Here is a 12,869-nt window from a genome sequence, read left to right on the forward strand (position 1 = left end):
GGGGAAACGTCAAGACGAATGTTCGTTTTTCTTCACGTGCACCCGTGCCGACCTGGGCGGATGCCGACCCGGCTATCTCCTCCAGCCGGCCAGGCTCGCTGCGGGGCTCGTGGACGGGGCCGTCGGCACGGTGCAGGCGCTGTCGCACGACGCATGGCTGTGGGCCGACCGTCGGCGCTGCCGCAGCAGAAGCACCCATCCCGCGACGCCGACCAGCCCGGGGGTGATCGTCCGGTAGAGGAGATCGGCGGCCGTCGCGGTACTGCTCGCCACCCCACCGTGGTGCAGAGCGAGCACCAGGGCCGCGTCGAGGGCACCGATCCCTGCGGGCAGCAGCGGCATGGCCGACGCGGCGGCGACCCCTGCGGTGTAGGCCAGCAGCACCGTCCCCAACGCGGGCCGCGCGCCCACCGCGTGACACACGGCGAGCAGACACAGGAAGTCGGTGGTCCAGTTGAGCAGGGCGAAGGCGAAACCCCGCACCCAGAATCGGGCCGGCGGGTGCATCGCGGCCAGTTCGTCGAGCAGTCGGTCGGCCGACACGTCGCCCACCGAACCGCGTCGCAGTCTGCGCCACAGCCGGAGAAGGGCGTTCACGGGCCGGCGCAGCACAGCCGCGTGGTGGATCAGAACCAGCGCGGCGCTCGTGAGCGCGCAGATCACCCCGACGTGGACGGCGACCCGGGCAAGCTGCGAGCCGTCCCCCGCGAGGGTCTTGCCCGCCCCGGCCAGCACGACGAGTGCGATCGTGCTCAGCACGCCGGTGGCCGCATGGGTGAAGCCGATCTGCGGCACGCTGGCGCCCCAGGAGCGCATGCGGCGAGTCCGGTAGGTGATCGACACCAGGCTTCCGCCGGGCAACGTGGCACCAAGGGCGTTCCCGCCGAACACCGTGGCGACGGCGGAGCCGAGCGCGACGCGCAGACCACCGGTTCCCAGTGCCAGTCGTTGCAGGCGGGCGAACGCCATCATGGAAGCCATCTCGGCGCCGAGGGCCAACAGGAGCCACATCGGCCGGACATGGGCCAACTGGCCCGCCGCACGACGCGCGTAGGGCGCCACCAGAACGGATTCCGTACCGAGTACGACCACCATGACGCCCGCGGTCAGCACGGTCCGTCGGCGAAAGCGCACCGGAGGGATCAACTCGTCCGTCGGACAGGCATGTCCCTCCAGGATGCCCGCTCCCCCGCCCGGATCTTGTTCGCCATCCACCCCGGCCTGTTGCGAGTTGCTCATCGCTGCATCGGCCAGTCGGGTATCAGGCGGGCCGGACCTTCCAGGTGCACCCGGCATCGCGTGTGCTCCGGGAGGAGCAGACCCCACAGACCGGCCGGGAACCGTACGTCCACGTCCACGGGCGCGACGCGTCCGGCTCCCTTCCCGGTGATGGAGAGGAACGAGCCACCGATGTCCAGCCGGATCAGGGTGGCGGCGTCGGTGATGCCGTTGAGAGTGAGGATGGCGATCGGGGCAGGTCGGATAGCGGTCCCGTCGGAACGGTCGTTGCGGAAGAGCCGCAATTCCCCTCTGGAGCCGGCGAGTTGGTGCCCCAGGTCCGGGCGGCGCCACCAGGACGGCCGTGAGCGGCCGGGCCCGTCGGCGTCGGCGGTCCGAAAGCGCAGGAGCCCCCCGGTCGGCCCTCCGGAGTCATGACCGATGAGGAAGGCCTCCACCAGGTGCAACGGCAGATGCGTGGGGCCCTGGCCGCGGCGCTGACTGCGCAGCCAACTGCCTTGCACACGTTTGCCGTTGCCGGGTCGCGCCCCGGGTGGCCGGGACCCGATGCTCGGGGTGTCTCCGTCGTCCGGGGGTGGCGACTGGGGTGGAACGAAATGGGTCATGGTGAGTCACCTGGGGGACGCTTCACGTGGGGACTTGGGCGGTGTGCTCTGGACGTGGCGTCGGTGTCGCGCGGGACATTCCTGGCCGGACGGGCCTGGGACGCCCGCCCGACGACGTGTCCGCCGAAGGGGTGGACGCGGCCTGCGAGCGCGCCGAAGAGCACGATGAGGAGGGCTCCCGCGGCGGCGTCCGCGAGGTAGTGGTTGCCCGTCGCGACGACGACCAGCGTCGTGAGGAACGGGTAGGCGAGGCCGAACCCCCTCAGCGACCCGCGGCGGGCGTGCCGGAAGAGGAGCCAGCCCGACCACACGGCCCAGCCGACATGGAGGGACGGCATGGCCGCGTACTGGTTGACGAGGCCGCCCAGCCCGTGCGGCGCGCTGGTCTGCCCGCTCCACCACCCCCACTGCTCGACATCGGCCACGGTGTCGTGGATCCCCGCCCGAGGAAGCAGTCGGGGCGGTGTGGCCGGGAAGCGCCAGAATCCGATGAGTGCGCTCAAGGTGACCGTGGCGAGCCAGGTGCGGGCCCTGCGGTAGTGCGCGGGATGCCTTCGGTAGAGCCAGATCAGTACGGCGGGCGTGACGATGTAGTGCAGGGTGGCGTAGAAGTACGCGGCGAGGACGGCCAGGACCGGAAGGTGGTGCAGCACCTCGTTGAGCGACTGCTCCGGCGCCAGATGCACGGCGTCTTCCCAGCGCTGGATGCTTCGGCCGTTGCGGTCCGCCGTGGTGGTCCAGCCCCGCTGCATTCCCCGAGTGATCTCGTAGACCGCGTACAGCAGCCCCAGCAGCAGCAACTCCGCCCACCACCGTGGCAGCGCACGTCCGCGCGGTGTTCGTGAGGGGTTCGGCGCCAGAGGGGGCGCGGGGGAGGCCAGGTCGACCATCGGGCGTCCTCACGCCGCGGCCGCGGGCTGCCGGGTGAGCCAGCCCTCGGTCAGTCGGCAGCCGGCCTCGATCAGCCGCGGGGTGTCGCGGAAGTCGACGACGCTCGCGACGCGGGTGGTGGCCGCGGGCAGCCGGAGAACCGACCCGCGGACGGCGGCGAGGTCCCGCCGCTCTCGCTCGACCAGGATCTGCTCCAGTGCCCGGAAGGCGACGCACAGAGCTCCGGGCCCATGGCCGCCGGCCTGTCGCGTGACTGCCGCCGGCAGTACGTAGAGGGTGGTCGCGCCGAGCGCTTCGGCCTGCAGAACGGGCACGTCCGCCGACACACCGCCGTCGATGAGCCGGCGCTCCCCCACGCGCACCGGGGGATACAGGCCCGGGAAGGCCGCCGAGGCGAGCAGCGCCGAAACGGCGTCGCCCCGGGACAGTACGACCGGCGCGCCGGTCTCGAAGTCGGTCGCCACCGCGTGCACCGGCACTACGGTCTCCTCGAGCCCGCCGACGCCGATGACGGACCGCAACACCTGCCGCAGAGACGTACTGGAGACCGCCGCCTCTCCCCGGCCCGTCACGGCCCTGACGAGGGTCCGAAGCGATATCGGTGCGACATGCCGTCGCCGTAGACCCAGCCACAGCGCTTCCAGCCGGTCGACGCCCTCGATGCTCGGATCGGTGGCGAAGGCGACGCCGTTGAGCGCGCCGGCCGAGGAGCCCACCACGAGATCGGGCCTGATCCCCGCCCGCGTGAGCGCTCGCAACATACCGACCTGCGCCGCGCACAGGCTGCCTCCGCCCTGGAGCACGAACGCCACGGTGCCGGACGCCACCGGGCCGGGCCCGGCCGGCGCCCCGGCGTCCCGTGGGACCCGGTGCGCGGTCATCGCCGACCCCCCGGTCTGTGCGGGACCCATGTCGCCTCCTCCCTTTCCGAGAACGATCATTCGTTTTGCGTCCCCCATCCTGCGACATCGATCATCCGGACGTCAAGACGAACATTCGTTTTGCTTGAATCGCACCCATCCCACCGCGCAACGGAGTCGGGTCATGACCGCGACCACAGCAGCCCCACCTGAAGCCGGGCGCCACAGGCGGCGCGCCCCTCACGGATCAGGACTCCGCTCCTTGCCGCGCCCACACGGCGTCCCATATGCCATATTGCAGATATATCCTCCGACGAAAGGTGTGTCATGAAGGTCGCGGTCATCGGCGGTACGGGGCTCATCGGCTCGCAGGTCGTCAAGGATCTGAACGCCGCCGGGCACGAGGCGGTACCGCACTCGAAGTCCACCGGAATCGACGTACTCACCGGCCAGGGGCTGGACGAGGCGGTGGCCGGAGCCGACGTCGTCGTCAACCTGACGAACTCCCCGACCTTCGACGAAGCCTCCCCGGCCTTCTTCCAGACCTCGATGGACAACCTCCTGGCCGCGGCCCGGAAGGGCGGCGTCGGCCACTTCGTCATCCTCTCGATCGTCGGAGTGGACCAGGTGCCGGCGCTGGACTACTACCGGGCCAAGGCGCTCCAGGAGCAGATCCTCGCGGCCGGACCGGTCCCCTACTCGATCGTCCGCGCGACCCAGTTCATGGAGTTCATGGACGCCGTCCTGTCCTGGACCTCCGACGACGACACCGTCCGGCTGCCCGCCACACCCATCCAGCCGATCGCCGCCAAGGACGTGGCCGAGGCGGTGGCGGAAGTCGCCGCGGGCGCCCCGCTGAACGGCATTCGCAACGTCGGTGGCCCCGAGATCTTCCACCTCGACGAACTGGGCCGGATCACTCTGTCCCACAAGGGCGACAAGCGCACCGTCGTCACCGACCCCACCGCCGGCATGTTCGCGGCCGTCGAGGGCGACGTCCTCACCGACAAGGACGCCCGCATCGCCCCCACCCGCTACACCGACTGGCTCTCCTGACGGCCGGCTCCCACTCAGGCCCGCGGACACGGCGAGCGGACGGGAGGCAGACGGTCTTGGACGTCTACGAGGCGGTCACGAGCCGACGGGCGGTCCGCGGATTCACCGACCGGCATGTCCCGCGGGAGGTGCTGGAGCGCGTACTGTCCGCCGCGGCCTGGGCGCCGTCCGGATCGAACCTCCAGCCCTGGCACGCATACGTGCTGACCGGCGAGCCGCTGGCCGACCTCAAGCGGCGCGCGGGCGAGCGCGTGGCAGCAGGCGACCCGTGGGACCAGCGGGAGTACGAGATGTACCCGGCCGCGCTGAAGTCCCCGTACCGCGAGCGCCGATCCGCCTTCGGCCACGAGCGCTACAGCGCACTCGGAATCGCACACGAGGACTGGGAGGCGCGTCAGCGGGCCGCTTCCGCGAACTGGGAATGCTTCGGCGCGCCCGCCGCCCTGTTCTGCTACATCGACCGTGACCTGGGGCGGCCCCAGTGGTCCGACGTCGGCATGTATCTGCAGACCGTCATGCTGCTGCTCCGCGCCGAAGGGCTGCACAGCTGCCCGCAGATGGCGTGGTCGGTGTATCGCAAGACCGTCGCGGAGGTCCTGTCACCCCCCGACGACCTCATGCTCTTCTGCGGCATGTCCATCGGGTACGAGGACGGCGCGGTGGGCTACACCCGTACCGGCCGGGCGCCGCTCGACGAGACGGTCACGTTCGTCGAGGGCTAGGGGGACTGCGGACCGCGTCGGAGCGGTCTCAGGCCCCCCGCGGTCAGCGCCCTGCCCTTCCGGCCACTTCCGCGCTGATCAAGGAGCGGGTCCCGGCCGACCGACTGCGCCGGTTCAACGCCCGCCCGCCGAGAGCCACCCCCGACACCGAAGTACCCCAGGAGCCGTAGGTCGTCGACTCGCCGTCCTGCTCGCCCTAGCATGCTGACCTGGTCGGATGTCCGCGGACAGGACGGAGTCGGCGACGTGCCCATCGCGGCATCGGTCAGTGGCGGCGAGCCCGGACCACCTGGACCCGACGCCACGGCCGCACAGCGCTCCACGGCACCGCTGCTGGCGGTGTGCGCCGGGTACTTCATGGTCATCCTGGACGTCACCATCATCAACGTGGCGGTGCCCGTGGTCGGCCGGGAACTGTCGGCCTCGCTCACCGGCATCCAGTGGATCACGGACGGATACACCCTGGTCTTCGCCGGATTCCTGATGACCGGTGGCGCGCTCGGCGACCGGCTGGGCAACCGGCGCGTCTTCTGTGCGGGCGTGGTCGTCTTCACGCTGGCCTCGGCCGCGTGCGCCTCCGCGCCGGGCACCGCCTTCCTCGTCGTGGCGCGTCTCGTGGAGGGACTCGGCGCGGCGCTGATCGTCCCCGGCTCCCTCGCCCTGCTCCAGCAGGCGTACCCGGCGCCGGCGGCACGCTCGCGCGCCTTCGGGCTGTGGGGATCGATGGCAGGTGTCGCGGCCTCCGCCGGACCACTGCTGGGCGGGCTGCTGGTGTCCACGGTGGGCTGGCGGTGGGTCTTCCTCATCAACCTGCCCGTCGGCGTGATCTGCCTGTTCCTGACGCTGCGTCATGTCGCGCCGTCGCCCCGGCGCGCCGACCGGGCCCTGGACTGGCCGGCCCAGTGTGCCGTGGTGGCCGCGGTCGCCCTGCTGACCACCGCGCTGAACGAGGCCGGGCGACGCGGCTGGTCGGATCCCGCCGTCCTCGCCGCGCTCGGACTGGCCGTGCCGGCCGGGGCGGCGTTCGTGGTCCGCGAGTGGCTCGCACGGCGCCCCGCCCTTCCGCTGCGCCTGCTGCGCTCACGCACCATGAGCGGTGCCGCCGCCATCGGTCTGCTCTTCAACTTCGGCTTCTACGGCATGGTGTTCACCGCCAGCCTGTACTTCCAGCACCAGCGTGGCTTCAGCGCCCTGGAAACCGGACTGGCGCTGTTCCCGGCGGTGGCGATGACCATGTTCGCCTCCGTCCTGTCCGGCCGCCTGTCCCGCCGCACCGGCGATCGCCCGCTGGTGGTCACCGGCATGCTCCTGGGTGCCCTGGGCCTGGCCGGCTGGGCCGCGGCCGGGGTCGATCCCGCCTACGCGCTGCTGGTCGCCCCGATGATGGCCGCCGGGTTCGGCACGTCCTTCGCGCTCACCGGTTCCACCGCCACCGTGATGGCCTCGGCACCCGCGGCGTACGCGGGAGCCGCCTCCGGGCTGTTCAACACCACTCGCCAGGTCGGCAGCGCCACCGGTGTGGCACTCGGAGGCAGCCTGCTGGCCACCAGCAGCGACTACGGCACCGGACTGCGCGTCAGCATGGGCATCGGCGCCCTCGCCTACCTGACGGCCGCCGCGCTCGCCTGGCGGTGCGTGCCGGCCAAGGAGGACGCGGGCGGCGGGTGACCGCCGGCCGTCTCGCCCTGTCCCGGCCGCGACGGAGCCGAACGGCCGGCCTGCTCCGCACTCCGGCTGCCGGACCAGGGCGAAGTCCCCCGCGTCCGGTGCCTCCCGGCGGCCGTCCAGTGCCCGCAGGTACGGCGCCGACAACCCGTCGTCGATGGGTGCAACTGCCCGTAGAGGCCGTTGAGATCAGCCATGGTCGACACGAGCACTGCCGTCGGACCCACCCAGGACATCTCGTACACGCCGTGGTCGCGCGGCGGATCGATCAGGCCGAACAGGCCTCATGCATCCGCGCATGCGGCACCTCGATGCGGGGCCCGGTCGGAAGCCAGGTGTGCCGCAGCCCGGCACGTTCGACGACGGCGGCGCCTTCGGCCTGTGACGCGGCGGGATGCTCCATGGCCGACATCCCGATATGCCGACATGCCGACATCCGCACCGCCCGACCCGGCGCCCCGGTGAGTTGTTGGCGGCATTTGATCGTTTCTGAGCAACCATAGCCACTGAGCGCTTCGGAAAAGCGTTCAGGGGTACTCCAGTCTGCGGAGGTTCACGATGTTCGAGGCAGCCGACATCCGCGAGTGGCGCGGTCATGACGTGAGGGATCCCGGCGGTCACAAGATCGGGGTCCTGGAATCGGTGTACGTCGACACCGCGACGGACAAGCCGTTCTTCGCCACGGTGACCGTCGGCCTGCCCACCCGGCGCCGACTGGTGTTCGTGCCGCTCCCCGGCGCGACCGTCGGTCCGGGCTATCTGACGGTCACCTACGCCAAGGACCTGGTCAGGAAAGCCCCCGCGATCGACACCGACGGCGAGTTGCCCGCACCCGACGAGCCGAAGGTCTTCGCGCACTACGAACTCGACTACGCACCGGGCACCGGCGGCGAACGCCGCCTCGCCCGACGCTGAGCCGCCGGAACCCGCCGGGAGAGCTGATGAGCTGGTTTCTTTTCCTGATTCTCGTGGCCCTTGTCCTCGGCATCATCGGATTCGCCGTGCACGGCCTCTTCTATCTGCTGATCATCGGTGCCGTCGTCCTGCTCGCCGACCTCGTCTACGCCGCCATGCGCATCCGACGCGGCGGACGAAAGCACCGCATCGCCCGCTGAGGAGTGCCAGGCCGCTGCGATCCTGCCCGCCGGTGGCGCCGAACGCGCCGTCTCGCATTCGTGGGAGATGGTGATCAAGAAGTGGGCCCGCCGGACACCGGGGGTCAGTGACTGCGGGTCCGCGGCCTGCCGTACTCCTCGTCGGCGACCTTCTCCAGCCATGTGGTCTCCGGCCGGTCGTCGCCCGGCCCCTCCCCCATGGCGAGGTGCTGCATGAAGCGTTCCGGTGTCGCGCCGTGCCAGTGCTCCTCACCGGGCGGGCACGTCACCGTCTCGCCGGGGTGCGCTTCGAACGCCGTGCCGTCAGGCGTGCCGATCAGGGCGACACCCTCGACGACGTGCAGGTTCGCCTCCGTGTTCCGTGTGCGGATAGAAAACAGGAACGCAAATGGAGGTGGCTGTTGAGTATCGAATCCCTGGAGGCCGCGCTGCCGGGGCTGGTGGCGCAGCGTTTCGAGGTTCCACGGCGCTCGGCGACGACGGTCGACTGGAGAACGCGGCTGGGCCCGGGACACCGAGCGGGCCCATCGCGCCGGCTGGTGATCACCACGCCATGAAACGGCCCAGCTCGCGTGACCGGTCCTGAAGGGCGACGGCCCACGCCTCATCGCCGACCGGCGTGGACGGCGACGGGACCTGGACGTCGGTCCGTCCGTTGCCCATGGCCAGGTCGACGCTCTTCCAGTCGATTTCGAGATGTGCGCGCTCGGCGAGGACCAACACTGTGGCGACGAACCCTTCGGACAGTGCGATCACGACACCATGGCTCGTCCTGCGGTGCTGTGCCAGCAGGGCGGCCACGAACATCTGGAAGGTGACGGGGTCGATCCGGGACTCGTCGGCTTCCATCAGGCCGATACCGGAGGGCAGTTCCAGTTCGGCTTCGAATACGGCCACCTGCCGCAGGAACAGCCGGGCGGCGCCATTGGAAGGGTTCCACAGGGTCCGGCCGTCGACCTTGAAGTACTGACTCACTGCGCGTCTCCCCCGCTGGTTCAAGGGAGCAGCATAGATCAACGGTGCCCCGGCCAGTCGTCCCCGACTTCCGCTCACTCCCACCTGACTCGCTCTTTCGCGAAGGCGTCGATACCCCGTATCCGTGCGTCGTTGCGTGGGAAGCCGCCCAGGCGGACGACGAGTCCCGGCAGGCGTGACACGCTGGAGAGGTCCACCGCCGGGCAGGCCACCGAGGGTGCGGTGAGGACGAGTTCGGTCAGGGCGGGGAACGCCTTCGGCAGGGTGTGCAGGTCGAAGTACTCCGGTCCCTCGGGCAGTTGGAGCGCCAGGTGAGTGACTCCGTCGTGCACCAGTGTGGCCGGGATCGTGTAGGAACGTTCCGACTGGACGACGAGGTGGGTCAGGGCGGGGAGGTTCGTCAGTTCGGCGAGTGCCTCCACCGCGCCGGCGAAGAGTCCCAGCCAGGTCAGTCCTGTCCAGCCCGCCGTGTGCTCCGTCCAGTCGGTGGGCAGAGCCGCGAGGGCCAGTTCCGTCACGTGCGGGATGGCGGGCAGGGCGTAGCGCATCTTGTCCCGGCTCCGGCCCGTTCTGATCCAGAAGCCGGGTGTGCGAAAGACCTGATGCAAGGTGGGGAGCGACGTACCGAGGCTCAGCGTGGACAGCGCCGTCGCGCGGGACAGCGGCGCCAGGGAGACGTCGTCGCCCAGCACGTTTCCCGTGACCCGGAGGTGCTGGACCCGGTGGCCGAGGGCGAATCCGGCGATGTCCTCCACGGAATCGGCCCGCGAAACGGTGAGTCTGTCGACGTGCCCCACCACCCGTGCGTGGGTGAGCCGTTCGGCGGTGTCGATCGCCAAGGCCTCGACGTCCAGGCCGGCGAGTACGTCGTCCGCGAACTCGGCGCCGGGAAACTTGTCCCAGGCGGCGGCCAGTTGCGCCGACAGCACTTGGCGCTGCTGCCGTGGAATGTGTTTCAGGAACTGGAGTGACTCCGGGCCCGCGACCTCGCTGGCCAGGTAGACGGCGTGCAGGCACAGCAGGCCGTCCTGCCAGTCGAAGTCGCGTTGCAGAGCTGCCAGCAGATCGGGGCCCACGGCCGTGTACGGGCTGAAGTCGAAGGTCTTCGTCCCGGACTTCTTGGCCACGGTCCGGAAGGACTTGGCCACTCCGGTGATGAGGGATCGCCGGTCGTCCTCGTCCATCTGGACGGCGTAGGGGATACAGGCGGCTGCCGCCATGCGCATCCGCGCCCGCTGCCGCCCGCCGGCGACCAGCCGGAGTTTTCGGCGGAACTGTGCGACGAATTCACGGGTGTCCGCGAGGTTGCACTGACTCATCGCGAAGTGCAGGACGTCGTCCCAGGTCTCCTCCCCGGCGTGCCCGGCCAGTTGCCCGAACGCACGCTGCGCCACCATGTCGGTCGCGGCGAGATAGTCCTGGAAGGTGCGGTGGCTGAAGCGCAGGCTTTCTTCGGCCGGTGCGACGAGGAGCCCGCTGCGTTGCTGCAGGGCCCTGCGGATCTCTTCCGGACTGTGCGCGCCGGCCTCGCGGCCGAGGCTGCCCAGTCGTTGCCCGACCTTCTCGTCGAAGCGGTCCTGGGTGATCTCCCGCTCCCCCTCCGTCGTGAGGTAACCGGCCACCCAGGAGAGGATCGCACATCGCTGGTCCACGTCCAGGTGCGGCAGCGGGTCGGGCACCTCGCGATCCGCGTCACGCAGGCCCAGCATCATGTCGATGGTGCGGGCGTACAACTCCTGGCGGAATCGCGGAAGTCTGGACCCGTGCACTTCGTGCAGCTTGCACAGCACGGCGCACAGCAGAGGGGTCGCGGCGAGTGCGGCCAGGTCGGGTGACGCGTTGATGAGCTTGTTCAGTCCCGTCTCCAGGACCGAGAGCCGCGTGGTGCGCCGCTCCCGTTCCTCGTCGCCCAGCCAGGACGACCGGGCGCCGAGCTTGGCCGCCTGGTGCCATTTGCGGATGAGCTCGGCACGCTGGGTCTCGTTGAGTTCGAGGAGCCTCAGCTCGACGAATCCGAGTTCCTTCGGCGGGCTCCACTGGGCGAGGGCTTCGGGTCTGCCGGTGACGATGATGCGTACGGAGGGGAATTCCCTCAGCAGGCCGACGATCCACCGGAGTACCCCGTCGCGGTGGGCCTCCAGCACCTCGTCCAGACCGTCGACGAGCAGCAGGGCCCGGTCGTCGTCCAGGAGCCGGCGGACCCACCCGTCCGGCGGCCGGGTTCCAGTGGCGATGCGGTTGAAGTCCAGGAAGCGATCGGGTTCCGGGGGAATCCCGTCGAGGCCCTCCTCCTGCTTCCAGCGCGGCGCGTACATGTCGCGCAGCCTGATGAGGAAAGGGACCCGGGCGTTGAACGATTCGAGGGGGCCCCTGCACGACTGGCGTGCCATCGACACGGCCAGCCATTCGAGGAGGGTGGACTTGCCCGCGCCCGGATCGCCCCGCAGCAGCATTCGGGCGTTCTTGGGTATGAGGTGTTCCACCGGCCTGGACTGATCGGTCGACGACAGTGCGAGGGAGCGCAGCCCCGCATGCAGACTGACGTAGGCGTGCTCGATGCCGATGTCGTCCGCCAGTCCGCGCAGGCCCAGGCCGAAGAGCTCGATGTGCCCGTAGCGCCGCACCACCTCGCGCCGGTAGACGTCGAGGAAGGCGGCGTCACGGGCGTCCGTCTCGGTGATGGCCCGCGTGACGCGGAACACCCGGTCCGCGAAGGGCACAGCCTCGAAGAAGCCGCCGATCGGTGCGGCTTCCAGCCGGGCGTGCGCCCAGCCTGCGGCATCACGCACGATGACGCCGACCAGCCAGCGTCCGGCGTGAAAGACGGGAGCGCCCGACATACCGCCCCAGGGGTGTGCGCCCTGCGGCGGATGGCCGACGAGTTGCAAGGAGAGGTATCCGTGTCCTTCGGCGCTGTTCGGGGCTATCCGGAAGTCCGCCTCCAGCGGAGCCACTCCGGCGGCCGGCCGTGTCATCACCGTGGGCAGGCCGAGGGCCGAGCAGTCGTCGAAGTGCGCGTCCGTCGCCAGCTCGCTCATCTCGACTTCGGACAGGTCGCCCGGCTCCGCGATCTCCTCGGCGGTCAGCAGCAGGGCGATGTCGCGTTCGACACGCACCACTTCCGCCCGGACGGTGCGCAGTCCGACCATGCGGCACACGCGCAGGTCGTCGCCCGCCACGTCCTTGACGACATGCCCCGCCGTCAGGACGACCCGGCTGTTCAGGAGATAGCCGCTGCCGAGCACCCGGTCGTCCCCCGTGGTGACGGCCACGAGATGTGCGCGCCGGGGATGCCGCGCCACGGTCACCGCACGATGCGATGGCCGGCGTCGGCGGTGCCGATCTCCGGGCTGGTGCCGGTGGACGCGGACAGGGGTTCGAGGTTGAGCGTGACCCGATGCGTGTGTGCCGTCGACCATCGGCCCTCGGTGTCCGCGGTGACGACCCACGCTTTGACACCGCCCTTGACGCTCTGGTCCCGGGTCAATGCGACGGTGAATTCGAGCTCGATCGGCCCGATCCGGAAACGGATGTCGGAATCGGGGTCGGCCCCGGCTGCTTCGGTGATCTGGGTGCGCAGCGCTCGCACGGCGGAGACCAGGTCGATGGGCGGGCTGTCGTCGGACTGGCGCGACATGAGCGACCAAATCTCCTGTCTGTGGGCGGAGTTGTCGACCGCCATCATCCTGCACCGGCCGGCCCGTGCACAGAGAGTGTGGAAATCCGCTTTCCTCTCAGGAA

At 70.3% G+C, this 12,869-nt stretch carries 13 protein-coding genes; 5 read left to right on the forward strand and 8 right to left on the reverse strand.

The features are described from left to right. Nucleotides 1-72: 72 nt before the first annotated feature. The 4 genes from ACZ4IF_RS16990 to ACZ4IF_RS17005 are packed head-to-tail and all read right to left on the reverse strand — an operon-like array spanning nucleotide 73 to nucleotide 3,646. Nucleotides 73-1,239 carry a lysylphosphatidylglycerol synthase transmembrane domain-containing protein gene (locus ACZ4IF_RS16990; protein ID WP_467563586.1) on the reverse strand — a complete coding sequence of 389 codons (1,167 nt, stop codon included), beginning with the start codon at nucleotides 1,237-1,239 and terminating at the stop codon, nucleotides 73-75. Continuing rightward, nucleotides 1,236-1,844, reverse strand: a complete 609-nt coding sequence (locus tag ACZ4IF_RS16995) for a hypothetical protein (RefSeq protein WP_467563588.1) — start codon at nucleotides 1,842-1,844, stop codon at nucleotides 1,236-1,238. Before ACZ4IF_RS16995 ends, ACZ4IF_RS16990 begins: the two co-directional genes overlap by 4 nt. After that, on the reverse strand, nucleotides 1,841-2,734 hold the full coding sequence (locus ACZ4IF_RS17000; protein ID WP_467563590.1) for a phosphatase PAP2 family protein: 894 nt from the start codon (nucleotides 2,732-2,734) through the stop codon (nucleotides 1,841-1,843). Before ACZ4IF_RS17000 ends, ACZ4IF_RS16995 begins: the two co-directional genes overlap by 4 nt. 9 nt (nucleotides 2,735-2,743) lie before the next feature. Continuing rightward, nucleotides 2,744-3,646 carry a patatin-like phospholipase family protein gene (locus tag ACZ4IF_RS17005; protein ID WP_467563592.1) on the reverse strand — a complete coding sequence of 301 codons (903 nt, stop codon included), beginning with the start codon at nucleotides 3,644-3,646 and terminating at the stop codon, nucleotides 2,744-2,746. A gap of 276 nt (nucleotides 3,647-3,922) precedes the next feature. On the opposite strand from ACZ4IF_RS17005, the gene ACZ4IF_RS17010 reads away from it, so the two are divergent. The 5 genes from ACZ4IF_RS17010 to ACZ4IF_RS17030 all read left to right on the forward strand — a co-directional run bounded on the left by ACZ4IF_RS17010 (nucleotide 3,923) and on the right by ACZ4IF_RS17030 (nucleotide 8,153). Further along, on the forward strand, nucleotides 3,923-4,651 hold the full coding sequence (locus tag ACZ4IF_RS17010) for an SDR family oxidoreductase (RefSeq protein WP_467563594.1): 729 nt from the start codon (nucleotides 3,923-3,925) through the stop codon (nucleotides 4,649-4,651). 56 nt (nucleotides 4,652-4,707) lie between these two features. After that, nucleotides 4,708-5,373, forward strand: coding sequence for a nitroreductase (locus tag ACZ4IF_RS17015; protein WP_467563596.1), 666 nt, complete (start codon nucleotides 4,708-4,710; stop codon nucleotides 5,371-5,373). A 246-nt stretch (nucleotides 5,374-5,619) separates the two neighbouring features. After that, nucleotides 5,620-7,041, forward strand: coding sequence for an MFS transporter (locus ACZ4IF_RS17020; RefSeq protein WP_467563598.1), 1,422 nt, complete (start codon nucleotides 5,620-5,622; stop codon nucleotides 7,039-7,041). A gap of 555 nt (nucleotides 7,042-7,596) precedes the next feature. Continuing rightward, nucleotides 7,597-7,953: a PRC-barrel domain-containing protein gene (locus ACZ4IF_RS17025; RefSeq protein WP_345651135.1), complete on the forward strand. Its 357-nt coding sequence runs from the start codon at nucleotides 7,597-7,599 to the stop codon at nucleotides 7,951-7,953. Nucleotides 7,954-7,979: 26 nt separating this feature from the next. After that, complete coding sequence (locus tag ACZ4IF_RS17030; protein ID WP_359500162.1) at nucleotides 7,980-8,153, forward strand: hypothetical protein; 174 nt, start codon at nucleotides 7,980-7,982, stop codon at nucleotides 8,151-8,153. A 104-nt stretch (nucleotides 8,154-8,257) separates the two neighbouring features. Here the strand turns inward: ACZ4IF_RS17030 and ACZ4IF_RS17035 are convergent, their stop codons facing one another. The 4 genes from ACZ4IF_RS17035 to ACZ4IF_RS17050 all read right to left on the reverse strand — a co-directional run bounded on the left by ACZ4IF_RS17035 (nucleotide 8,258) and on the right by ACZ4IF_RS17050 (nucleotide 12,765). Then, complete coding sequence (locus ACZ4IF_RS17035) at nucleotides 8,258-8,668, reverse strand: cupin domain-containing protein (RefSeq protein ID WP_467563601.1); 411 nt, start codon at nucleotides 8,666-8,668, stop codon at nucleotides 8,258-8,260. Between the two features lie 28 nt (nucleotides 8,669-8,696). After that, a complete protein-coding gene (locus ACZ4IF_RS17040; RefSeq protein WP_467563603.1) occupies nucleotides 8,697-9,128 on the reverse strand; it encodes a DUF6086 family protein in 432 nt (143 codons plus the stop codon). A gap of 74 nt (nucleotides 9,129-9,202) precedes the next feature. After that, nucleotides 9,203-12,436: an NACHT domain-containing protein gene (locus tag ACZ4IF_RS17045; RefSeq protein WP_467563605.1), complete on the reverse strand. Its 3,234-nt coding sequence runs from the start codon at nucleotides 12,434-12,436 to the stop codon at nucleotides 9,203-9,205. Then, complete coding sequence (locus tag ACZ4IF_RS17050; RefSeq protein ID WP_467563607.1) at nucleotides 12,433-12,765, reverse strand: trypco2 family protein; 333 nt, start codon at nucleotides 12,763-12,765, stop codon at nucleotides 12,433-12,435. The genes ACZ4IF_RS17045 and ACZ4IF_RS17050 overlap by 4 nt, the downstream gene beginning before the upstream one ends. Nucleotides 12,766-12,869: the final 104 nt, after the last annotated feature.

The organism is Streptomyces sp. NPDC025784, assembly GCF_055558435.1.